Below are 23,306 nucleotides of genomic sequence, written 5' to 3'. Positions count from 1 at the left end.
GCGGCCGACCACGGCCCGGGCGCAGACATATAGGAGCGATCACCCCATGTTGGCAGCCGACCAGACCTTTGCGGACGTCGTTCCCAACGCGCTCGCGCGCTACTCGGCGGGTGTCCAGGCCGCGGCCGGGCGCCTCGCGGCGGGGCGCGCCACCCAACCCCTCGTCCCGCTCGCCCCCGACTGGACAGCGGCCGACTTCGGCGAGTTCACCGCCGTCACCGACGTCGGCCTGACCGAGATCGGCCCGCGCACGCACCTGCTCGACCTGATGCGCAATCCGGGCACCCGCACCACCAAGACCATGGCCTCGCTGCTGATGATCGCCCGCGCGGTCAGCCACATCCGCCGGACCGGCGAGCGGTTGCTGCTGCTGACGCCGACCTCCGGCAACAAGGGCACCGCGCTGCGGGACGCGGTGGCCCGCGCCTACGCCACCGGGATCGCGACGCCGGACGAGCTGCGCATCGTCACGGTGGTGCCGGAGGCGTCGCGAAACAAGCTGCGGGACAGCCCGCTGACCGCGGATGCCGCGCTGCGCAAGGCGAATCCCCTCGTGCTGGCCCAGGTCGACAAGCCGGCCGACGTCAAGCAGCTCGCCGTCGAGATGAACGAGCACCACGCCGAGGAACTGTTGGCGCGGACCGGTTTCCGTCTCTGGTACACGCTCGACCTGGACAACTATCGGGTGGCCGACGCCGTCCGCGCGTTCGTCGAGGCCGAACTGCTGCCGATCACCGCCGACTCGGCCCCGCGGCTGCACCTGCACGCCGTGTCCAGCGCGTACGGCCTGCTCGGCTACCACGTCGGCCACCAGGTGCTCACCGACGGCCTGGCCGGCTTCGCCGCGCCGGCCACGCATCCCGGCTTCTTCCTGGTGCAGCAGTTGGCCACCGCCGACATGGTGACCAGCGTGCTCGGCGCCGAACTGCCGGCCTACACGCACGACCCGGCGGCCGGCGTGTGGCGGCAGCGGGAGGCCGCGGCCTTCCCGGCCGAGACCGACGACCCGAACGAGGTCATCGACCCCACCTTCTACACCAAGGAGCCGCCGACCAGGACCGCGGTCAACGAGATCGTGGCCCGGCACGGCGGCGGCGGGATCGTGGTGTCCAGGCGCGAGTGCCTGGCCCGTTTCGACACCGTCCGCGGCCTCGCCGCCGAGGCCGGCATCGAGATCGCCGCCGACCCGTCGCTGATCCGCGAGTGGTCGCTGGTCAAGGCGCTGACCGGGCTGCTGGTGGCCCGCGAGCGTGGCCTGATCGCGCCCGACGCCGACGTCGTCGTGCACGCCTCCGGCTACTACAGCGACCAGATGATCGACCCGGTCCGCGACGACCAGCTCAGCCCGGTCCGCACCGCCGCCGACCTCGCCCAGCTCCTGTCCTCCGCGGCCGGCCGGTAACCGCCGCGATCCCGAAAGGCGACAGCGATGTTCCGCACCATGCTCAAGTCCAAGATCCACCGGGCCACGGTCACCCAGTGCGCGCTGCATTACGTCGGCTCGGTCACCATCGACGCCGACCTGATGGACGCGGCCGACCTGCTGGAGGGCGAGCTCGTCCACATCGTCGACGTGACCAACGGCAGCCGGCTGGAGACCTACGTCATCGAGGGGCCCCGCGGCAGCGGCGTCATCGGCATCAACGGCGCCGCCGCGCACCTGGTGAACACCGAGGACCTCGTGATCATCATCGCCTACGCGTCCGTCGCCGAGGAGCGGGCGCGCGAGGTGAAGCCCAATGTGGTGTTCGTCGACGGCGACAACCGCGTGGTGGACAAGGACAGCGCGCTCGCGGCCGTGCCGGCCGGCTACGGCCTGGTGTCCGGCAGCCGGCCCGAACTGGTCCAAGGATGACCGCCTTCGGCATCGCCGGCATCGGCGCCGCGCTGGGCCGGCGCACCCGGGTCGCGGACGTCGCCCTGGAGTACACCGAGGATCTGCGCCGGCTCCGCGCCTGGGGATTCCGCAGCTTCCACGAGGCCGAGCCGGACGTGCAGCCCAACGATCTCGCGGTGCGGGCGGCCGAGGCGGCGCTGGCGAGAACCGGGATCGCGGCGACGGAGCTCGACGCCGTCGTTCTGTGCACGACGGGGCCGTCGGAGTACCTGTACTGGGACGCCGCGGCGGCCGTGCAGGGCCGGATCGGCGCGTGCAACGCGGAAGTCCTGCTGGTCAGCCACGCCTGCACGTCGACCGTGATGGCCTTCGACCTCGTCGCCGGCAAGTTCGCCACGCACGCGGACTACCGCACCGTGCTGGTGGTCGGAGTGAACCGCGTGTGCGAGCCGTACTGGAACCGAATGGACTCCAACACGGCGGTGTTCTCCGACGGCGCCGCCGCGGCGGTGCTCAGGCGGGGCGAGAGCCGATGCCAGTGGCTCGTCACCGAAACCGTCACCGACGGCTCGTTGGCCGATCTGCTGCTGCTGGACCGGGGCGGCGTCGCGCAACCGTGGGAGGACGGCGAGCAGTCGCCCGCCCCCGTCGCCCCCGCCGTGCAGCGGCTCCAGTCGTTCTACGGCGAGGACACGGCCGCCATGCAGCGGTTCGGCGAGCTCACCGTGCAGCGCACCAAGGACGTCGTGCTGCGGGCGTGCAAGCGGGCCGACATCGAGGCGTCGTCGATCGCGCGGCTCATCCACCTGAACGACAACATCGTCGCCCTGTCCAGCCTCGCGGCGGCGCTGGACATCCCGCTCGCCCGCACCAACGCCGAGATCGCCATGGAACACGGCCACGCCGGCTGCGCGGACCAGCTGCTCACGCTCGACCTCCACCTGTCCGGCGGCGCGCTCGTCGAGGGCGACCTGGTCGCGCTGACCGCCATGGGCAGTGGCATGCACTGGTCCTGCACGCTGCTGCGGGTCTGATCCGACGTCCACCGAAGGGAGACGATCGCGTGTCCAATCACCGAACCCCGCTCGCCACGGCCAGCACGCTGCCGGAGCTGTTCCGCGGCGTCGCCGCCGCACGGTCGACGGCGCCGGCGGTCGTCGACCGGGACCACGTCCTCGACTACCGGGAACTGGACCGGGAATCCGACGTGGTCGCGGCCCGGCTGGCCGACCTCGGCGTGCGCCGGGGCGACCTGGTCGGGCTCATGCTGGACCGGGGCGCGGACATCCCGGTCGGTGTCCTCGGCGTGCTGAAGGCCGGCGCCGCCTACGTGCCGCTGGATCCCGCCTATCCGGCGGAGCGCCTGCGGTACATGGTGTCTGACGCCGGGCTCCGGGTCGTCATCGGCGACCCGGAGTCGGCGGCCGACCGCGGCCTGACCGACATCGCCGTCATGGCCCCGCATGTCGACGACGTGCTGGACCTGCCGGTGCCGCGGCCCCAGCTGGACGGCGCCGATCCGGCGTACGTCATCTACACGTCCGGATCGAGTGGGCAGCCCAAGGGCTGCGTGGTCTCGCACCGCAACGTGTTGGCGCTGCTGCGGGCCGCGCTGCCGCTGTTCGACGTCGACCACCGGGACCGCTGGGCACTGTTCCACTCGTTCAGCTTCGACGTCTCCGTCTGGGAGTTCTGGGCCGCCGTGGCCACCGGCGCCACGGCGGTCGCGGTGCCGGCGGAGGCGGCGCGGTCGGCCGAGGCGCTGCTGGACCTGTTGGCCGGCCGGGAAGTGACCGTGCTCGGGCAGGTTCCCTCGGTGTTCCGCGCGGTCGCCACGGCCTACGAGGACACCGGCCGGCCGCCGCTGTCGCTGCGTTATCTGGTGTTCGCGGGGGAAAGCGTGAACCTGGAGGTCATCAGCGGCTTCCTCGCGTCCTACCGGGGCACGCCGCCGGCGGCGGTCAACATGTACGGCCCGACCGAGGCCACCGTGTACGCGACCCACCGGCTGCTCACCCGAACGGACTTCGACGGCCCGATCGCGTCGCCGATCGGCGACGGCCTGCCGCACCTGACCCTGGGCATCCGCGACGAGCAGTTGCAGCCGGTACCCGACGGCGAGGTCGGGGAGCTGCTGATCGCCGGCGCCGGCGTGACCGACGGCTACCTGAATCGCCCGGAGCTGACCGCGGAGCGGTTCGTGACGCTGGACGGCGTTCGCCACTACCGGACCGGTGATCTGGCGCGGAAGCTCCCGGATGGGGCGTTCGACTACCTCGGGCGGGCCGATCAGCAGATCAAGCTGCGCGGATACCGCATCGAGCTGGGCGAGATCGAAACCGCGCTGCGGGCGTGCGACGGCGTCCGCGACGCCGCGGTCACGGTGGTCACGACGGCGGCCGCGGCCCAGTTCCTGGTGGCCTGCGTGGTGCTGGCCGATCACGCCGGCACGGACCGAACCACGTTGCTGCGCAAGCACATGCTGACCGTGCTGCCGCGGCACACGGTTCCGGACCGCTACCAGGTGGTCGACGAGCTGCCGCTGACCGGGTCGGGCAAGCTCGACCGGCGGGCGCTCGGCGCGATCGCGTCCAGACGGCGGCGCTGACCGAACGAAAGGGGGGCCCGGTCCAACGGACCGGGCCCCCCTTTCGTTGTGCGCTCTGCGCGGGCGTCATCACCGCCAGGGTCGTCACATAGACGCGGCGGGCGTAGGGGGACAGTGGTCGTCCTTGCTCGATTGTGGTCGGCCGATCAGCGCCGCGCACCGGTCGAGGCTCTCCAACAGCTGCTTGATCTTCTGCAGGAACGACATCGCCTCGCGGCCGTTGACCACACGGTGGTCGTAGGCGACGCCGATCGTCGTGCAGTCCTGCTGGACGACGGATCCGTCGGCGTCGAACTGGAGTTCCTGCTCGGTGCCGCACAGCACGACCATCGCCGACTGACCGGGGAAGACGATGGGCCGCGCCAGCACCACGCCCGGCTCGTTGTGCAATGAGAGCGTGATGTGGGCCCCAGCGAAGTCCTCCTCGCGGAAGTCCTGGCGCACCGCCTTGATTCGGAACTCCATGAGCCGGTCGGCGACCTCGTCGACCCGCAGCTCGGCCGCGCCCGGCACGACCGGCAGGAACAGCCCGTTGCCCACGTCGATCGTGACCGCGACACCAGGGCTGTCGGGCACCCGGACGAACCGGTCGTCCGCCCGGCCGGCGAACAGCATTGGCAAGTCCTTGCGCTGCAGGGCGATCGCCTTGATCAGCAGCTCGACCAGACCCACCGGATCAGCATCGTCCGATGTGGACAGACGGTCCAGCGGGGCGAGCCGGACCTTGATCGCGGCGAACGCCGTCGGCACGTCCCGGTGGGACTCGGTGACAACCGCCGCGATCGCCCGCTGCCGCCGGGAAAGCTCCACAGTGGACTCAGTCGCCGGGGTCCGGGTCGCGTCGACGAGGGCCTGCACATCGGACGTCTTGATGACCTGCTTTCCCAGTGCCCGCAACTGGTCCGGGCCGATGCCGTGCCGATCGGCCAGTTCCTGCGCCGGCCGCGACAACACGAACGAGGCCGGCTGGTCCGCCTCGGCGGCCGGGACGTCCACGCCCTGCGCCAGCTGCTCCTGCCGCTCCTGCTCGGAGTCGAACAGCCACGCCAGCGTCTGCCCGACCCGGTGCTCGGTGCCGGCGTCGACCAGTCGGTGCAGCACCGCCGGCCGGTCCAGCTCCAACTCCTCGATGGCCTTGGACGTCTCCACCTCGGCCACGACCGACCCGGCCGGCACGGTGTCGCCGTCGGCGAACATCCACTCAACCAGCACGCAGGTGTCGTCGTTGTTGTTGAACTTGGGCAGCTTCAGCTCACGCACGGAGGGCCTCGATCACTAGGTCGCGGATGTCTTCGGCCTGAGGGAGCACCTCGCGCTCCAGATGGGCGGCGGTGGGGATGATGCTGTCGGCCGCGGACAGCAGCGCCACCGGCCGGGCCAGCCGGCCCCACAGACGCCGGTAGACCAGCGTCGCCACCTCGGTTCCCCAGGTGCCGCCGGCGCTGGAGTCCTCGACGACGCAGACCAGGCCGGCCGAGCCCAGCAGGTCCAGCAGCGGCTCGACGGCGAACGGGTACAGCCGGCCGGGCACCACGATCCGGCAGCAGATTTCCTCCTGCACGAACAGTTCCCGCGCGGCGGCCAGCACCCGGGCCGACAGGCCGCCGGGGGCGATCAGGACGCAGTCGCACGGCGCGTCGTCGCGCAGGCTGACCACGGTCGTGCCGGATTCGGGGTCGACCAGCTCGTAGCCGAACAGCTCGTCGACCACGCCGTCCTGGTGCATCCGCTGGCCGTACAGCACCTTGTCCTCGAACAGCACGGCCGGCCGGCCGTCGGCCATGGCCAACTCCAGCAGGCTCGCGTTGTCCAGGAAAGGCGACATCTCGTACACCGACAGCCCGGGCACGCCGATGAAGTGCTTCTGCAGGCTCTGGCTGTGGGTGGGGCCGTAGCCGCGGCCGCCGCCGGTCGGGCACCGTACGACCACCGGCATCGGCACGGTGTGGCCGTACATGGACACCGACTTGGCGGCGAAGTTCACGATCTGGTCGAAGGCCAGCGCGACGAAGTCGGAGAACATGATCTCCACGACCGCCTTGCCGCCGGACAGCGCGAGGCCGTTCGCGACACCGACCAGAGCGCCTTCGCTGATCGGTGTGGCCAACACCCGGTCCGGGTGCCGGGTCGACAGCCCCCGCGTCGCCTTGAACGCGCCGCCGTAGGGATCGACCACGTCCTCGCCGAGCAGGTACACGCTCGGATCCCGGTCCAGCAGGCCGCCCAGCGCCCGGTTCAGATTCTCGACCACCCGCTCCATCGCGGTCACGCCCTTTCCCAGACGGACTTCGGCCGCGCGAGCACGTCGTCGACCACGCGGGCGACCCGGTCCCGCTGCTCGCCGTCGATCCGGTCGAACAGGTCCGGGTCCGCGGCGCGGTAGGCGTCGTGCCAGTCGTGCGCACGGGCCTCCTCGCGGGCGGCGGGGTCCCGGGTGTCGTCACCCTTGCTGTGCGGGCCGATTCGCCGCACGTCGAACTCGACCACCGCCGGGCCTTCCTGAGTGCGCACCCGGTCGATCACCGGGGCGAGCCGGGCGCGAAGGTCGGTGATGTCGTTGCCGGTCAGGCGGACGTGCTCGACGCCGAAGGCCGCGGCCCGGCCGGCGATGTCGCCGGCCATGTTCGCCGCGATCGGCGTGCTCTGCGCGATCTGGTTGTTCTCAACCACGACCAGCAGCGGCAGCCGCCACAGGGCGGCCAGGTTGAGCGCCTCGTAGACGGCTCCCTCGCCCCACGTGCCGTCCCCGACGAAGACCGCCGCGATCGCCGACGGGCTGGTTTTCTTCAGCCGCAACGCGACCCCGGCGGCGACCGGCAGGCTTTCGCCCTGCACACCGGTGGACAGGTAGCCCGGGCGGTGGATGTGCTGGCTGCCGCCGACTCCGCCGCACACCGCTCCGACCCGCCCGGTGATCTCGGCGAGCAGCCCGGCCGGGTCGTCGTAGCGGGCCAGGTAGTGGCCGTGGCCGCGATGGTTGCTGAACACCGTGTCCTCCGCGCGCAGCAGCGGCGCCAGCGCGACGGGCACGTGCTCCTGGCCGAGACATGTGTGCGTGGTGCCGTCCAGTTGCCCGTCGGCGAACAGTCGCAGCAGCGCCCGCTCGAAATGCCGGATCAGCAGCAGCGCGGCCAGATCGGCCGGCGGTGATTCGACGGCGACGGCGCTCGGCCGTTTGGCCTCGGTGATGATCTGCATCGATGAGCCCCTGTTCCGCGGTTGCACCGGTAACCGGATCGTAGCCGGGACCGTGAATAGTGGTCGACAGAATGAATGCGCTCCCGGTGGTGTGGCCCGAGGCCGTTCAACTGTCCAGGGTGGGCGGTTGAACAGCGGGTATGGGTTGTCGCCGGCCCGCTTTCGGCACTACCGTACCGCAGCGTCACGCACCGCCCGGTCGGCTGTTCGACCTATTGTGACTTTTGTTTCGGTGTTGGATGTACAGTGATGAAGCCGCCGCTCCCGGTGTTTTGTGCCCGGTGTGGCGATGGTGTCGCGACTTCGCAGAAGGGCGTTCACTCAATGGCAGAGTTCGGCCACCGTCATGGTTTGTCGCAGGGAATTGCGCTCGGCCGCCGCCGGGTGGTGCGCGATGCGCGGTGAATGGCTCCGCCGGCACCCGTCGTCGCCGGCTGACGCGCGGTCGGCGCTGGTCGCGATCCCGCACGCCGGGGGCGGTCCGTCCGTCTTCGGCGACCTGGCCGGCCGCCTCGGCGACGACGTCGCGCTGTGGACCGCCGAGTTGCCCGGCCGCGAGCGGCGGTTCGGCGAGCCGCCGGTGTCCGATGTGGACACTGTGGTTCGGGCGCTGGCCGACGAGATCGCCACCAGTGTGTCGACGCCCTTCACGTTGCTGGGACACAGCATGGGTGCGCTGCTGGCCTTCGAGACCGCGCGCGAGCTGCGGCGGTCCGGACGGCGGCTGCCGGCCAAGCTGATCGCCGTGGTCAGCACGGCGCCGGACGCGGAGCCCGATCCCGTGCCGCGCCACCTGCTGTCGGACGACGAGCTGCTGGCCTGGCTGCGCGGACTGGGCAACCTGCCGGCGGCGCTGGAAGCGGACCGGGAGGTCGTCGACCAGGTGCTCGCGGTGGCCCGGGCCGACCTGCGGGCCGCGGAGACGTACCACTTCGTCGCGGAGGCCCCGCTTCCGCTGCCGGTCACCGCGATCGCCGGCGAAAGCGACCCGAGCGTCAGCGAGCTGGACGCCGCCGGCTGGCGGCGGCACACCTCGGCCGAGTTCCGGCTGGAAGTGCTGCCGGGCGGCCATTTCCCGGCACTGCGGCTGGACTCGTACGCCCCGCGGATCATCGCGGAGCTGCCGCGAGCCGCCGCGGCCGGCGACGCGTCCTCGGAAACGATAGCCACGGTGACCGAGATCTGGGAGGACGTGCTCGGGCTGGCCGGCATCCAGCCCGACGAGGACTTCTTCGACCTCGGCGGCTACTCGCTGGTCGCGACCACGGTGGTGTCCCGCTGCTCCAAGGCCTTCGGCACGACGGTGCCGGTGCACCTGGTCTTCGACCACCCGGTGCTGGCCGAGTTCGCGGAGCGGGTCGAGGAGCTGGTCGCGCAGGACACCGCGCCGGCGGTGAGCGCCGTGGCGCAGCGCCAGGAGGGCTCGCTGAGCAGCCTGCTGGACGAGTTCGAGCAGCAGATGTCCGCCTCAGCGGACGTGTCGTGAGGGGGTGAGTGGGCGTGGGTGTCGCAGATCTGCTTGAGCGCTTGGACAAGATGGGGCCGCAGCGGCGGGCCGACTTCGCGCAGGTGCTGGCCGACCGCGGCTCGTCCTTCGGCGTGTACCCGTTGTCGCCCGCGCAGCGCCGCATGTGGTTCGTGGACCAGCTGTACCCGGACAGCGCGGTGCACAACGTCCCGTATGCCTTTCTGCTGCGGGGCGAGCTGGACGTCGACGCGCTGCGGGCCTCGTTCGACGAGTTGGTCCGCCGGCACGAGGCGTTGCGGATGAACGTGTTCGCCATCGACGGCGAGCCTTGGCAGGCGGTGAACGAGCCGTGGGACGGCGTGCTCGCGGTGGAGACCGCGGCCGACGACGCCGACCAGTCGGAGGCGGCCGAGGCCTACGCCGCCGAGGAGGCCGGCCGGCCGTTCGCGCTGGCCGACGCCCCGCCGCTGCGGGCCCGGCTGGTCCGGTTCGCCGGGGGCCAGGCGCTGCTTCTGGTGACGGCGCACCACATCGTCGCCGACGGCGGCTGGAGCATGCGGGTGTTCTTCGCCGACCTCATGCGGTGCTACGAGTCGCTGTGCGAGTCCGGGCGGCTGCCGACCTTCGCCGAGCTGCCGACCTTCGCCGAGCTCGCCCAGGCCCAGAGCGAGCACACCGCCCGCCGGCGGGCGGGCTCGCTGGCGTACTGGACAACGCAGCTGGCCGGCGCGCCGACCGTGCTGGACCTGCCGCTCGACCGGCCGCGCCGGACGGTGGCCCGGATGTGTGGCGACGTCGCCGAGGCCTGCTGGCCCGGCCGGCTGGCCGGCGACGTCGCGGAGTTCGCCCGGGTCAACCGGGTCACGCCGTTTGCCGTGCTGTTCGCCGGTTTCGCGGCGTTGCTGCACCGCTACTCCGGCCGTGACGACCTGTTGGTCGGCACCGCGGTGTCCAATCGGGACGGTGTTCGCGGCGTGGACGCGATCGGCCTGTTCGTCAACACGGTGGTGTTGCGCAGCCGGGCGCCGCAGGGCTCGACCTTCCGGACGCTCGTCACCGCCGCGATGGACACGGTCACCGGTGCCCAGCGGCACCAGGAGTTCCCGTTCGAGTCGGTGGTCGAGGCCCTCAACCCCGAGCGCGACACCTCGCACCACCCGGTGATCCAGGTGCTGTGCGCCATCCAGAACACCCACGCCGACGGTTTCCGGCTCGGCCGCGCCGAGGCGGAGATCGTGCCCGTGCACACCGCGGCCGCCCGATGCGACCTCGGCCTGACCTACGCGCTCGACACCGACTCCGTGCGCTGCTGGCTGGAGTTCGACACGGACCTGTTCGAGCCCGACACGATGGCGCGGCTGCTGGAGCACCTGCGCTGCCTGCTCACCGCCGCGCTGGCCGACCCCGATCGTGATCTCGCCGCGCTGCCGGTACTTCCTCCGGCCGACCTGGACCGGTTGGTCAACGACTGGGGCCGCGGTGAGCGTGAGACCCGCCCGGCCACGCTGCTCCACGAGTTGTTCGAGGACCAGGCGGATCGCACGCCGATGGCTCGCGCCGTGTCCTGCGGCGACACCGTGCTCACCTACCGCGAGTTGGACGACGCGGCCAACGGGCTCGCACATGTCCTGCGCGCCAACGGGATCAGCCGTGATCGGCGGGTCGGGATCTGCCTACCGCGCGGTGTCGAGCTGGCGGTCGCCGTGCTCGCCGTGTGGAAGGCCGGCGGCGCTTACGTTCCGGTAGACGTGGATCAGCCGCCGGCACGGTCGGCAACCGTGCTCGCGGACGCCGGCGCCGACGTCGTCGTGACCACCGGTGCGCTCATGGACCGGCTGCCGGCCAAGGTGATCGACGTCCATGCCGCTGGTGCGACCGCCGAGCGGCGGCCGAGCACCGCGACCTCGGACGACCTGGCCTACGTGATCTACACGTCCGGATCGACCGGCCAGCCGAAGGGCGTCGCCGTGGCTCACGCGGCGGCGGTGAACACCCTGTTCGGCCTCACCCACGCCACCGGGCTGACGGCGGCCGACCGGGTGCTCCAGTTCGCCTCTGTCGGCTTCGACGCCTCGGTGGCCGAGTTCCTGCTGGCCTTGGCCAACGGCGCCGAGCTGGTGTGCGCGCCGCGGCCGGCGATCCAGCCCGGGCCCGAGTTGGAGGAGACCATCCGGGCCCGGGGCGTGACCGCCGCGCTGCTGTCGCCGACGGTGTTGTCCATGCTGCGTCCGGACCAGGTCACCGGCCTGACGACGTTGGTGGTGGGCAGCGAAATGGTGCCACCCGAGCTCGCGTACGAGTGGTCGGAAGGTCGGCGCCTGCTTTTCGCGTACGGTCCGACCGAGACGACCGTGATCTCCACGGTCGAGCCGTGCGTGCGGCTGGAGCCCACCGCCCCGATCGGCCGACCACTGTCCAATGAGGACGTTTACGTGCTCGACGGCCACCTGCGGCCGGTGCCGCCGGGGGTTCGCGGCGAGCTGTACATCGGCGGCGGTTCGCTGGCCCGCGGCTACCTGGACCGGCCGGCGCTGACCGCCCGCCAGTTCGTGCCCGATCCGTTCAGCGGCCGCCCGGGCGCCCGGCTGTACCGAACCGGGGACATCGTCCGGTTCCGCCCGGACGGCGTGTTGGAGTGCTTCGGCCGGGCCGACGGCCAGGCCAAGGTCCGGGGCATCCGGGTCGAGCTGGGCGAGATCCAGCACCAGCTGGGCCGACAGCCGGGCGTGCGGGCCTGCGCCGTGGTGACCAAGGAGTTCGGCCCCGGCGACGTCCGACTGGTGGCCTACGTGACGCCCGCCGGCCCCGGGCCGCTCGACGAGCGGGGGCTGCGGGAGGCGCTGCGGGTGGTGCTGCCCGAGTACATGATCCCGGCCCGGTTCGTGGCCGTCCGTGAGATGCCGCAGAACGCCAGCGGCAAGACCGACCACCGGGCGCTGGAGGCGCTGGCCGCGCCGGTCGAACCGCCGGCGCCTGCCACCGCCGATGACATGGGCGCGGTCGAGACCGTGGTCGCGGACGCCTGGCGCGAGATCCTGCGGGTGCGGGCCGTCTCCGCCGACGACAACTTCTTCGACCTGGGCGGCAATTCGCTGCTGATCAGCCGGGTGGCGGCCGTGCTCCGGGAACGGCTGGGCCGGCCGGTCACCGCGCTGACCCTGCTGCGCCATCCGACGATCCACAGCCTCGCTGTGCACCTGGGCGGCGAGAGCCGGGAGCCGTCGCCCGCCGTGCGGGCGGGAGCCCGTGAGCAACGCCTCCGCACCGCGGCGCTGCGCGCGCGGCGGCGTGACGGCCGGACCGAGGGGAATGCCGATGAGTGAGCCGTCCGGTCTCGAAGTCGCGGTGGTCGGCATGGCCGGCCGGTTTCCCGGAGCCGCCGACATCCACGAGTTCGAGACGCTGATCCGGGAGGGCCGCAACGCCCTCACCCGCTCCACCGACGAGGAGCTGGACGCGCTCGGCGTGCCCGCGTCGACCTACAACCGCCCCGACTACATCCGGGGCCGGGGCCGGATCGACGGCCCCGAGCTGTTCGACGCCGAGTTCTTCGGCTACACGCCGATGGACGCGGCCCTGCTCGACCCGCAGCAGCGGGTGTTCCTGGAATGCTGCTGGCACGCCCTGGAGGACGCCGGGCAAGCGGGCCGGCCGGACGCGGGGCAGCTGGTCGGTGTCTACGCGAGCGCCAGCCTGAGCAGCTACCTGATCCGGCATCTGCTGACCCAGCCGTGGCTGGTGGCCGACGTCGGCGCGCATCAGCTGCTGCTGTCCAACGACAAGGACTCGCTGGCCGCCCGGGTCAGCTACGCGATGGACCTGCGCGGCCCCTCGGTCGTCGTCCAGTCGGCCTGCTCCAGCTCGCTGCTGGGCGTGCACCTGGCCAGCCAGGCGCTGATCAGCCGCGACTGCGACCTGGCCCTCGTCGGCGGGGCGGCGATTCGGCTGCCGCAGGCCGAAGGGGCGGTCCACCAGGCCGGCGGCATCATGTCGCCGGACGGTGAGTGCCGGTCGTTCGACGCGGCCGCGAACGGCACCGTCGGCGGCAACGGCGTCGGCGTCGTGGTGCTCAAGCGCCTCGCGGACGCGATCCGGGATGGCGACACGGTCCATGCGGTCGTGCTGGGCTCGGCGGTCGGCAACGACGGCGCGGCTCGGGTGGGATTCACCGCGCCGGGCGCCGAGGGCCAGACCGCCGTGATCCGCGCGGCCCTGGACGTCGCCGACGTCGATCCGAAAACCATCGGTTACGTCGAGGGCCACGGCAGCGCGACTCCGTTGGGCGACGCGGTCGAGGTGGAGGCGCTCACCGCCGCGTTCGACGCCGGTTCCGACACCGAGCCCTGGTGCGCGCTTGGTTCGGTGAAATCCCTGGTCGGGCACCTGGACGCCGCCGCCGGGATCGCCGGGTTCATCAAGGCGGTGATCACCGTGCGGGACGGCGTGATCCCGCCGAGCCCGCACTTCACCCGGCCGAACCCGGATTCGGCGCTTGAGCGGAGTCCGTTCCAGGTCAGCCCGACCGCTCAGCCGTGGCCACGGTCGTTCGACGTGCGCCGGGCCGGCGTCAGCTCCTTCGGCATGGGCGGCACGAGCGTGCACGTGATCGTCGAGCAGCCGCCGACGCCCAGCGCCCCGCCCCGGGCCGCGCTCGGAGGGCCGGAGGTGCTGGTGCTGTCGGCGGCCTCGCCGGATGCGCTGGAGACCGGGCGGCGGAACCTGGCCGGGCACCTCGGCGCGAACCCGGACCTCGATCTGCGCGACGTCGCGCACACGCTGGCAACGGGACGTCGCCGGCTCGGGCACCGAATGGCCGTGGTGACCAACAGTTCCGAGGCAGCACAGTCCGCTTTGGACGGTTCGGACGTCCGACGCGGATCCGGCCCGGTCCACCGCGAGGTGGTGCTGATGTTCCCCGGCCAGGGAACACAGCAGGCCGGCATGGCCGCGGAGCCCTATCACGCCGGCGGCGTCTTCCGGGACTGCGTGGACGAATGCGCCAAGCTGGCCGGCGACCGGCTAGGCCTCGACCTGGTGGCCGCACTGACCACAGTGGATGGTGCGGAGACGCTGAAGCGGACCCGCGACGCGCAACCGGCGCTGTTCGCCGTCGAATACGCGACCGCGATGCTGTGGTGGCACCGGGGAATCCGGCCGCGGGCGATGATCGGGCACAGCATCGGCGAGTACGCGGCCGCGGTGCTGGCCGGAGTGATGGACCTGAGCGACGCCATGGCGCTGGTCTGCGAACGCGGCCGGCTGATGGACGGCCTGCCCACCGGCTCGATGCTGGCCGTCGAGGCCGCGGCCGACGACCTGCCGGAAGTACCCGGCGTTGATGTCGCCGCACACAACGCGCCGGGTCTGAGCGTGCTGTCCGGGCCGGACGACCGGATCGCCGCCGCGGAACAGGTGTTGGCCGAGCGTGGCGTGGCCACGCGGCGGCTGCACACCTCGCACGCCTTCCACTCGGCCATGATGCAGCCCATCGCCGACGAATACGCCGACGTGGTGGCGGGTGTGCGGCTCAGCCCGCCGCGAATCCCGTTCGTGTCCAACGTGACCGGCACGTGGATCACTGACGAGCAGACCACGGATCCCGGCTACTGGGCCGCGCAGCTGCGCCGGCCGGTCCGATTCCACGACGGCATGCGCACCCTGCTGGAACGGGACCGACAGGTGTTGCTGGAGGTCGGCCCCGGCGTGACACTGACCAGCTTCGCCGGCCAGCACGGGTTGGCGGCCAACGGTCACGTCGCGGTGAGCTCGTCCACCCGGAATCGGGAGATCACCGCGGATTCGCTGGCCCGGTCCTGGGCGGCCCTCTGGGTCGAGGGTGTGGACCTCGACGAGGCGGCGGTCGGACAGGGTGGCCGGCGGGTGCCGCTGCCGGTGTACCCGTTCGAGCGGGCCCGGCACTGGATCGCCCTGCCCACGGACGTGCCGGACGCGGGCGAGACGGAGGCTTCGCAACCGGTGCCGAGCGTGGCGGAGCCGGGGCTGACCGACACCCAGACCCTGGTCACCGATGTGTGGCGGCAGCTGATGGGCATCGACCGCCCCGGGCTGCACGACGACTTCTTCGGCCTGGGCGGCCATTCGCTGCTGGCCACCCGGATCCTGGCCCGCATCGGCTCGGAGCTGGGCGTGGAGCTGTCGGTGCAGCTGCTGTTCGAGCACCCGACGATCGCCGGCCTGGCCGCCGAGGTCGACCGGGTGTGCGCGGCGGAGGCGTCCGACGCCGAACTGGAGGCACTGGTGGCGCGGTTGGGCGAGCTGCCGGCCGACGAGCTGCGGGCGCAGCTCGCCGGACTCGACGACGCGGGTGAGGGAGCGACGCAGTGAGCGGGACCGCGAGTGAGGATCTCAAGGCCATCGTCGGCGGGCTCGCGCCGGAGCAACGGCGGCGGCTGCTGGCCAAGCTGCGGGAACGGGACCAGGCCGGGTCGGCCGTCCGCTTCCCGCCGGAGCACACCGGCCGGGCGGGGGAGCCGACGCGGCTGTCCTTCACCCAGGAGCACATGTGGTTCCTCGACCAGATCGACCCGGGCAGCCCGGCCCGCAACATCCCGTTCGCCCTGCGCGTCAACGGGCGGGCCGACCGGCCGGCGCTGAGCCGGGCGCTCGACGAGATCGTGCGCCGGCACCACGTGCTGCGCACCGTCTTCCGCACGGAGCCCGACGGTCCTCGGCAGACGGTGATGCCGCCGTACTCGGTGGAGCTGGCCGTCGTGCCGATCGAGGACGACGCGATAGCCGACCACATTGCCCGGCTCGGACAGCACCGCTTCGACCTGGCCGAAGGGCCGCTGCTGCGGGCCGTGCTGCTGGCCGGCCCCGAGCAGGACGTGCTGGCGATCGTCGTCAACCACGCCGTCTTCGACGGCTGGTCGATCGATGTGTTCGTGAACGAGCTGACGGCCTGCTACCGGGCCGCCGTGCACGGCCGAACCCCTGACCTGCCCGCACTCGCGGCCCAGTACACGGACTGGGCGGCGTTCCAGCGCGCGAAGCTCGACGGCCGGCCGATGGCCGACCTGATCGACTACTGGAAGCAGCGGCTGGCCGAGGCGCCCGCACTGTCCACCGTGCCCACCGATTTCCCACGGTCGGCGTCGCCGGGCAGCGAGGTCGGACAGCGGGAAGTCGCTTTCCCGGATGGGCTGGTCGCCCGCCTGGAGGAGTTCGCCCGGGCCGAACGCACCACGCCGAACGTGGTGATGACGGCCGCATTCGCCGCCGTGCTGCACGGGGAGACCGGATCGTTCGACTTCCTGCTGGGCGTGCCGGTGGCCGGCCGCGTGCACACCGCGATCGAGCCGCTGATCGGCTGCTTCGAGAACACTGTCGTGCTGCGGATGGATCTCGCGGGGGAGCCGACGCTGGCTGAGGTCGTGCGACGGGCGCACCGCGCCTTCGTAGCGGCCTACGAGCATCAGGAAGCGCCGTTCGTCCAGGTCGTCGAGGCCGTCGCGCCGCCGCGGTCGCTCAACAGCAACCCGCTGTTCCAGATCCTGTTCAGCCTGTCCGGCACCAACGACACCTGGCTTCAGGACGGGCAGGACGACCTGTTCACGCCGGTGCGGGCGGAGTCCGGCGCGGCCGACTTCGACCTGCTCGTCTCGCTGACCCACCGCCGCGGCGGGGTCGTCGGCACCGCCGGTTTCGACGCCTCGCTGTACCTGCCGGGCACCATCGAGGGCCTGTTCACCCGGCTGTCGCAGGTCCTCACCGAACTCTTCGACCACCCCGACCGCGCGCTCGGCGAGGCCGAGAGCCTGCGCCGGGACGAGGTCCGGCTCTGGAGCTCGTTCGACGCCGGGAACGTCACCGAGAACGTGCGGACCTGGCTGCGAACCCTGCGCACCCGGGCGGACCTGGTGGCGACGGACTCCGCGGCCGCGGCATTGTCTCCGGACCGGAACGGTGCCGCGGTGTGCCTGGTGCGCTGGGAGGACTGCCGGTCGGGTCCGGACGACGCGTCGACGGCGGTCGACGACCTGGCCGCCGCCGTACGGGCGGCCGCGCTGGCTGGAAAAGCCGTGCTGGTGGGCATTTGCCCGCCGTCCGAGGCCACGACCGCATTGACGGCGTGCGACGACCGGTTGGCCGACGCGCTCGCCGGCGTCGAAGGCGTCGAGGTCGTGCGGCCGGAGGAGTGGACCTCGCGCTACCGGGTTTCCCGCGCCGGACGGAAGTCCGACGCGAACGGGTACTCGCTGGAATTCTCGGCGGCGGTCGCGACCGAAGTCGTTCGCCGGCTCGCACGCCCGGTCGCCGGCCACGAGCTCGTGGTGCTCACCGACGCCAAGGCGGAGCCCGCGCCGAATCGCGTGCTGCTGGCCACCAGCCCCGAGGTGGCGGAAACCGCGCGGCAGGCCCGGCCCGACGCGACCGTGGTCTATTGCCCGCAGGACGACCGAGAACGGTTCACCGCCCACCTCTGGGCCCTGGACGAGCCGACCAGCCGCCCCGGACTGCGCACCGTGCAGCTGGACGGGTCCAGGCTGGAGTTCATCGCCAACGAGCTGGCCTCGCCGAGCGCCGTCGCCATGCGGACGCTGTCCTTCGCCGACGCCGCCGAGGACACCGAGCACGAGCGAGTGGCCCCGAGGGACGACCTGGAGCGGCGGGTCGCCGAAATCTGGTGCGGCTTCCTGCCCGACGCCCACGGCGACGTGCGGGAGGACTTCTTCGCGGCGGGCGGCCATTCGATGCTGGCCCTGCGGATGCTCGGCTCGATCCGCGACGAGCTCGGCACTGTCGTGCCGCTCACCGCGTTCTTCGCCGGGCCGACGATCGAACGCCTGGCCGACGCGGTCCGGGAGGGCGGGGCCGACCAGCCGGCGCCGATCCCGGTCGTGCCGCGCGACCGGCCGCTGGAGCTTTCCCTGTCCCAGCAACGCTATTGGACCGCCAGCCGGTTCGGCGACGAGCCCAACCGGTTCAACATCACGTTCGCCGCGCGGCTTCGCGGCCCGCTGGACGTGGCGGCGCTGCGCACGGCGGTCGCCGCCGTCGTCCGGCGGCACGAGGTGCTGCGGTCGACGTTCCCGGACGAGGACGGCCGCCCGTCGGTGGTCTTCCACGACCGCAGCGACCACTGGCTGCCGGCGCTGGACATCAGCGGCTTTCCCGAGGCCGACCGGCCGGCCGTCGTCGACGAGTACATCCACGAGCACTCGCAGGCCGCGTACAACCTGGAGTCGGGCCCGCTGCTGCGCGTCCGCCTGCTGACCGAGTCGCCCGAGCTGCACTACCTGCTGCTGGGCATGCACCACATCGTCTCGGACAACTCGTCGTGGGCGATCTTCCTGCGGGAGCTGGAGACCTGCTACGACATCGCGGTCGCCGGGGGCGGCGAACCGCCGCGGCCGCTTCCCGTCCAGTTCGCGGACTACGCGATGTGGCAACGGGAATGGCTGGCCGGGCCGGAGGCCGCGGCGCACCTGGACTACTGGCGGCAGGCGCTCGACGCCGTGCCGGCGCTGTCGGCGACGGCCACCGACCATCCCCGGCCGGCCACGGCGTCCAACCGGGCCCGGCACACCGACCGGCTGTTCGCGCCGGAGCTCGGGCCGCGGCTGAAGGCCTTGTGCCGCAACCAGGGCATGACGCCGTTCACGGCGCTGGTCGCCGGTTTCGGGGCGCTGCTGCGTCGTTACGGCTGCCAGCAGGACCTGGTGGTCGGCACCTCGGTCGGCGGCCGCTACCGGGCCGAGGCCGAGCCGCTGATCGGTTGCCTCGCCGACCTGCTGCCGATCCGGCTGGACGTCCCGCTCGACGCCACGCTGTCCGAGCTGATCGCCGACGGGCGGACCCGGGTCACCGGGGCCCAGAGCCACCAGGAGATCCCGTTCGCGGCCATTCTCGACGAGGTGCGGCCGGCCCGCGGCGCCGCGAACCACCCGCTGTTCCAATGCGTCGTCAACTACATCGAGCCGTCCGTGGCGGCGGTCGGCGGGATTGCGTTGGAGGCGCTGGACGTTCCGGACAGCGGCCTGGACTTCGACCTGTTCCTCACCGTTTCCTGGTCGGGCGAGCGGCTGCGGGCCAGCCTGCGCTATGCGGCGGACCTGTTCGAACCGGCCACCGTGGCGGCGATGCTGGCGGCGTTCGAGGCCCTGCTGGCCGACGCCGTCGCCGGCACCGGCCTCGCGGTGGGCGAGGTCCCGCTGGGCGCGGACTTCTCCTTGCCGCTGGTCGCCCCGCTGCTGCCGGTCACGGCCGAGAGCGCGCCGGCGCAGGTGATCGGGGTGGCGTCGACCTTCACCGCCGAGCCCGTCACCGCGGGCGTGGAGTTCTGGCTGGGCGCGTTCGGCGCTCGGGCGGAGCTGGAGTTCGCGCCGTTCAGCCAGATCGTGCAGCCGCTGCTCGACCCCAGCGGCCCACTGCACGCCGAACCAGAAGCGCGCAACGTTCTACTGGTGCGGTGGCAGGACTTGCTGCCAACCGTTGCAAGTGGACGGATGCGACCGGGTGCCGCGATCACCGCGCTCGACCGGGCGCTGCACGAGCTGCTGGACGCGGTCCGGCAGCACCGGCAGTGGTCGCAGTCGCCATTGGTGATCGGGATCTGCCCGGCGTCGGCGGCGTACCGGGACCCGACCTGGGACGCCCTGTTCGCCGGCGCCGCCGGCCGGTTCGCCGACTCCGCCCGGCGCGTGCCGGACGTCGTGGTGACCGACCTCGGCCAGCAGATGCCGGTGTTCCGGGTGGCCGAGATCGACGATCCGGTCGGCGACGACCTCGCCCGCATGCCGTACAGCCGAGAGGCGTATGCGGTGCTGGGGACCGCGATAGCCTTCGCACTGGCCGAATGCCCGCCGGTTCGGACCGTCGTCGTCGGCCCGAACGTCGCGATGACCGACGGACTCGTCCGCCACCTGCGGGGACATCTGCGCGCCGGACGCCGGATCGCGGTAGCTGCCGAACAGTTGCCAGCCGCGCTGGCCCATCCACGCAGCGAACTCCTGTCGCCGCAGGGACTGTCCTGCGTGCGTGACGGCGTCGTGCTGGTGCGGGACCAGGCTGCGGCGGGCGAACTCGACGCCACCTCGCCGGATCTGGCCGTCATGGTGGCGCCGGCGGGGGAACCCGATGCCCCGATCTGGAGCGAGTACGGGCCGACCGCCCGCCGGCTGCCGGCCGCGGTGACCCGCGAGCTGGCCAGGGCCACCGATGCCGGCGCGTTGCTGGAACTCGTGTCCGGTAACCGATCCGGCTCCACGGACGCGGACGACCACGTGGCGCCGGAGACCGCCGAGGAGCAGGCGCTCGCCGACATCGTGACCGACCTGCTGCGGGTGCGAACCGTCAGCGTCACCGGGGATTTCTTCGCGCTGGGCGGCGATTCGCTGCTGGCGATCCAGCTGGTGTCCCGTGCGGCTCGCGCCGGGATCCTGCTCACGCCGCGAATGATCCTGGCCCATCGGGACATCAGGTCCCTGGCGCGAGCGGCAGGCGGCGGCATGGGCGCGACGGCGGCCGAGCACAGCGGGCCGTTCGAGCCCATCCCGGGGCAGCGCTGGTTCCTCGACGAGATCGCCCCCACGATGCCCAACCCCTCGCACTACAACCACCCGTACTACGTGTCGCTGAGCCGGCCGGTCGCGCCGGCCCACGTCGAACAGGCCCTCGCGGTGTTGCTGCGCCGGCACGAGAGTCTGCGCACGCGGTACGAGCGGACCGGCGACACCTGGACCGCGCAGATCGTGCCGACTCCCGACCAGATCGACCTGGTGTGCCACGATCTGTCCGATTTGGACCCGCAAGCCAAGGATGAGCGGCTGCTGGAGCTGACGTCGGCCGCACAGACCACGCTCGATCTGGCGGCCGGCCCGGTGCACCGGGCCATGCACTTCGACCTCGGCCCGGACGAGCCACAGCGGCTATTCCTGCTCAACCACCACCTGGCGGTGGACGGCGTGTCCCGGGGCATCCTGCTCAACGAGCTCGAACTGCTGCTCGACCAGCTGGAGGCCGGCAAGGACCCGATGCTGCCGGAGCCCGGCACCTCGCTGAGCACCTGGGCCCAGCGCAGTGTCGAGTACGCGGCGTCGCCGGAGTTGCGGCAGGAGACCGAGTTCTGGCTCGCTCAGGGGCGGCCGGCGGACAGCTCGCTCGCGGTCGACCTGGTCGGCCGGCCGGTCACCATCGACACCATCCGGATCGCCCGGACCGCGGTGTCGCCGGCCCGGACCGCGCGGCTGCGCGAGCTGGCCCGCCGGTCGGGACTGCGCTTCCCGCATCTGCTCGCCGCCGCGGTGGCGACCCAGGTCGCCCGGTGGAGCGGGGGCGACTCGGGGTCGATGTACATCATCACGCTCGGCCGACCCGACACCCTGCCCGACGTGGACGTGTCCCAGACGGTGGGCTGGTTCCAGACCCAGTATCCGGCCGCGTTCACCGTGCCCGCCGACGCCGGCGCGGTGGAGCGGGCGAGGTCCGTCGGCAACCAGCTCAACCGGGCCCCGGACGGCGGTGTCGGCTACGGCACGCTGTTGTACCAGAGTCCGTGGCAGGACGTGCGGCAGCGACTGCGGAACATGCCCAAGCCCCAGGTCAGCTTCAACTACATGGGCGAGTTCGGCCTGAACGACGCCGCCCCCGGCGCGGAGCGGTTCGTGCCGGCCCGGGGATCGTTCGGGCATTCGATGGACGAGCGGGCGGCGTGGCCGAACCTGCTTGACTTCATGGTGACCGCGCACGGCGATGGCCTGCGCATTGAGGCCAACTACAGCCACAACGTGTTCCGCGGCCGGACGGTCGACCGAATGCTCGGGGAACTGGCCGCGGAGTTCGACCGGATGATTCAGGACGAGGAACTGTGAACGTCAGCGTCAGGCCGGAGACCCGGCTGCTCACCGGGGTGTCCGCGCTGGTCGTGCTGGCCGCCGGCCAGCTGCTGTCGGCCGTCGGCACCCGGATGACCAATTTCGCGCTCGCCGTCTACGTCTACAACGAGACCGGTAGCGCGACCCAGTTGACCACCATGAGCATGTGCGCGCTGCTCGCGACCGCGGTGTTCAGTCCGCTGGCCGGCGCGTTGGTGGACCGCTGGCGGCGGCGGACCACGATCATGGTCAGCGACGCCGGCTCGCTGGTCGTGACGGCCGCGCTGCTGGCGCTGTTCGCCACCGGGCAGATCCAGGTGTGGGAGCTGTTCGTGGCCAACGTGCTCACCGGCGCGCTGATGGCCTTCCAGCTGCCCGCCTACATCTCCACCGTCTCGATGATCGTGGACCGCCGCAACTACCCGCGGGCCTCGGCGATCTTCTCGATCACCCGGTCGGCGCCGGCCGTCATCGCGCCCGGCGTGGCCGCGCCGGTGCTGTCGTCGATCGGCATGAAAGCCATCCTGGCCATCGACGGCCTGTCCTACGCGGTCGCGGTGGCCACGGTGTTCCTGGTCGCCTTCCCGGTGGTGGAACCCAAGCTGCGCAAGGGTTTTCAGGAGCTGCTGCGGGAAATGGCCTTCGGCTTCCGGTACATCTGGAACCGGCCGGCCATGCGCGGCCTGGAGACCGTGCAGTTCCTGACGATCCTGCTGTCCGGCTTCGGGGCGGTGCTGATCACGCCGTTCATTCTCGACCGCACCGGAAGCGTGGACGAGGTCGGCCTGGTCAGCTCCATCGGCGCGGTCGGCGGCATCGTCGGTGCGGTGCTGCTGTCGGTGATGAAGCCGACCAGCCGCAAGGCGGTGCGGATGTTGGCCGCCACCATGGTGTTCGGGCTCGTCGGCCGCGCGCTGTTCGGGTTCGCCGACTCCGTGGCGGTGTGGTCGTTCGCCTGGCTGACCACGTGGTTCTGCCTGCCGTTCATCAACTCCTACGGTCACTCGATCTGGCAGGAGAAGGTGGACCCGCAGGTCCAGGGGCGGGTGTTCGCCACCCGCCAGCTGGTCGAGGGGATCGGCATCCCGATCGCGGTCGGGCTCGCCGGCCCGCTGGCCGACACGGTTTTCGAGCCGCAGATGCGGCCCGGGCACCTGCTCGGCGACGTGTTCGGCGGCGTGCTGGGCACCACGCCGGGATCGGGCGTTGCCCTGATGTACGTGCTCACCGGCGCCCTGCTGGCGGTGCTCGCGGTGGTGGGCCTCGCGCTGCGCTCGGTCCGGGACATCGAGTCCGCGGTGCCCGATTTCGTGGCGGAGCAGGAACCCGCCAAGGTTGCTGAGAAGACGGAGGTCTGAC

Annotated in this window: 12 protein-coding genes; 9 read left to right on the top strand and 3 right to left on the bottom strand. The window is 72.0% G+C overall.

Annotated features, from left to right (window positions below):
- Positions 1–46 precede the first annotated feature (46 nt).
- The 4 genes from JJ691_RS23940 to JJ691_RS23925 are packed head-to-tail and all read left to right on the top strand — an operon-like array spanning position 47 to position 4,445.
- The gene (locus JJ691_RS23940; protein ID WP_211770950.1) at positions 47–1,402 is read left to right on the top strand and encodes a DUF6002 family protein; all 1,356 of its coding nucleotides are present in this window, start codon (positions 47–49) and stop codon (positions 1,400–1,402) included.
- Between the two features lie 27 nt (positions 1,403–1,429).
- Entirely contained in the window at positions 1,430–1,855 is a 426-nt protein-coding gene (gene panD / locus JJ691_RS23935; protein WP_211770949.1) for an aspartate 1-decarboxylase, read from the top strand.
- Positions 1,852–2,871 carry a 3-oxoacyl-ACP synthase III family protein gene (locus tag JJ691_RS23930; RefSeq protein ID WP_211770948.1) on the top strand — a complete coding sequence of 340 codons (1,020 nt, stop codon included), beginning with the start codon at positions 1,852–1,854 and terminating at the stop codon, positions 2,869–2,871. Before panD ends, JJ691_RS23930 begins: the two co-directional genes overlap by 4 nt.
- 29 nt (positions 2,872–2,900) lie before the next feature.
- Positions 2,901–4,445 carry an amino acid adenylation domain-containing protein gene (locus tag JJ691_RS23925; RefSeq protein WP_211770947.1) on the top strand — a complete coding sequence of 515 codons (1,545 nt, stop codon included), beginning with the start codon at positions 2,901–2,903 and terminating at the stop codon, positions 4,443–4,445.
- A gap of 84 nt (positions 4,446–4,529) precedes the next feature.
- Here JJ691_RS23925 and JJ691_RS23920 read toward each other — a convergent pair whose 3' ends face one another.
- Genes JJ691_RS23920 through JJ691_RS23910 form a run of 3 tightly spaced genes read right to left on the bottom strand, consistent with a single transcriptional unit; the run spans position 4,530 to position 7,643 of the window.
- Positions 4,530–5,705: a 2-oxo acid dehydrogenase subunit E2 gene (locus JJ691_RS23920; RefSeq protein ID WP_211770946.1), complete on the bottom strand. Its 1,176-nt coding sequence runs from the start codon at positions 5,703–5,705 to the stop codon at positions 4,530–4,532.
- On the bottom strand, positions 5,698–6,705 hold the full coding sequence (locus JJ691_RS23915) for an alpha-ketoacid dehydrogenase subunit beta (RefSeq protein WP_249228264.1): 1,008 nt from the start codon (positions 6,703–6,705) through the stop codon (positions 5,698–5,700). Before JJ691_RS23915 ends, JJ691_RS23920 begins: the two co-directional genes overlap by 8 nt.
- 5 nt (positions 6,706–6,710) lie before the next feature.
- Complete coding sequence (locus tag JJ691_RS23910) at positions 6,711–7,643, bottom strand: thiamine pyrophosphate-dependent dehydrogenase E1 component subunit alpha (protein WP_211770944.1); 933 nt, start codon at positions 7,641–7,643, stop codon at positions 6,711–6,713.
- Positions 7,644–8,037: 394 nt separating this feature from the next.
- On the opposite strand from JJ691_RS23910, the gene JJ691_RS23905 reads away from it, so the two are divergent.
- From JJ691_RS23905 to JJ691_RS23885, 5 genes are read left to right on the top strand one after another with little or no spacing between them, the layout of a single operon-like run.
- The gene (locus JJ691_RS23905; RefSeq protein WP_211770943.1) at positions 8,038–9,129 is read left to right on the top strand and encodes a thioesterase II family protein; all 1,092 of its coding nucleotides are present in this window, start codon (positions 8,038–8,040) and stop codon (positions 9,127–9,129) included.
- Between the two features lie 14 nt (positions 9,130–9,143).
- Positions 9,144–12,434: a non-ribosomal peptide synthetase gene (locus JJ691_RS23900; protein WP_211770942.1), complete on the top strand. Its 3,291-nt coding sequence runs from the start codon at positions 9,144–9,146 to the stop codon at positions 12,432–12,434.
- Positions 12,427–15,456 carry a type I polyketide synthase gene (locus tag JJ691_RS23895; RefSeq protein ID WP_211770941.1) on the top strand — a complete coding sequence of 1,010 codons (3,030 nt, stop codon included), beginning with the start codon at positions 12,427–12,429 and terminating at the stop codon, positions 15,454–15,456. Before JJ691_RS23900 ends, JJ691_RS23895 begins: the two co-directional genes overlap by 8 nt.
- Positions 15,453–21,944 carry a condensation domain-containing protein gene (locus JJ691_RS23890; RefSeq protein WP_211770940.1) on the top strand — a complete coding sequence of 2,164 codons (6,492 nt, stop codon included), beginning with the start codon at positions 15,453–15,455 and terminating at the stop codon, positions 21,942–21,944. The genes JJ691_RS23895 and JJ691_RS23890 overlap by 4 nt, the downstream gene beginning before the upstream one ends.
- Positions 21,941–23,305 carry an MFS transporter gene (locus tag JJ691_RS23885; protein ID WP_211770939.1) on the top strand — a complete coding sequence of 455 codons (1,365 nt, stop codon included), beginning with the start codon at positions 21,941–21,943 and terminating at the stop codon, positions 23,303–23,305. The genes JJ691_RS23890 and JJ691_RS23885 overlap by 4 nt, the downstream gene beginning before the upstream one ends.
- The last annotated feature ends 1 nt before the right edge of the window (position 23,306 follow it).

The organism is Kutzneria sp. CA-103260, assembly GCF_018263855.1.
Lineage (GTDB): Bacteria > Actinomycetota > Actinomycetes > Mycobacteriales > Pseudonocardiaceae > Kutzneria.
This window is presented reverse-complemented; position numbering and strand designations above follow the sequence as displayed.

Excerpts from the sequence above, each read along its gene's own strand:
- JJ691_RS23910 (WP_211770944.1), bottom strand. The coding sequence starts at position 7,643 with ATGCAGATCATCACCGAGGCCAAACGGCCGAGCGCCGTCGCCGTCGAA.
- panD (WP_211770949.1), top strand. The coding sequence starts at position 1,430 with ATGTTCCGCACCATGCTCAAGTCCAAGATCCACCGGGCCACGGTCACC.
- JJ691_RS23915 (WP_249228264.1), bottom strand. The coding sequence starts at position 6,705 with ATGGAGCGGGTGGTCGAGAATCTGAACCGGGCGCTGGGCGGCCTGCTG.
- JJ691_RS23940 (WP_211770950.1), top strand. The coding sequence starts at position 47 with ATGTTGGCAGCCGACCAGACCTTTGCGGACGTCGTTCCCAACGCGCTC.
- JJ691_RS23930 (WP_211770948.1), top strand. The coding sequence starts at position 1,852 with ATGACCGCCTTCGGCATCGCCGGCATCGGCGCCGCGCTGGGCCGGCGC.
- JJ691_RS23895 (WP_211770941.1), top strand. The coding sequence starts at position 12,427 with ATGAGTGAGCCGTCCGGTCTCGAAGTCGCGGTGGTCGGCATGGCCGGC.
- JJ691_RS23905 (WP_211770943.1), top strand. The coding sequence starts at position 8,038 with ATGCGCGGTGAATGGCTCCGCCGGCACCCGTCGTCGCCGGCTGACGCG.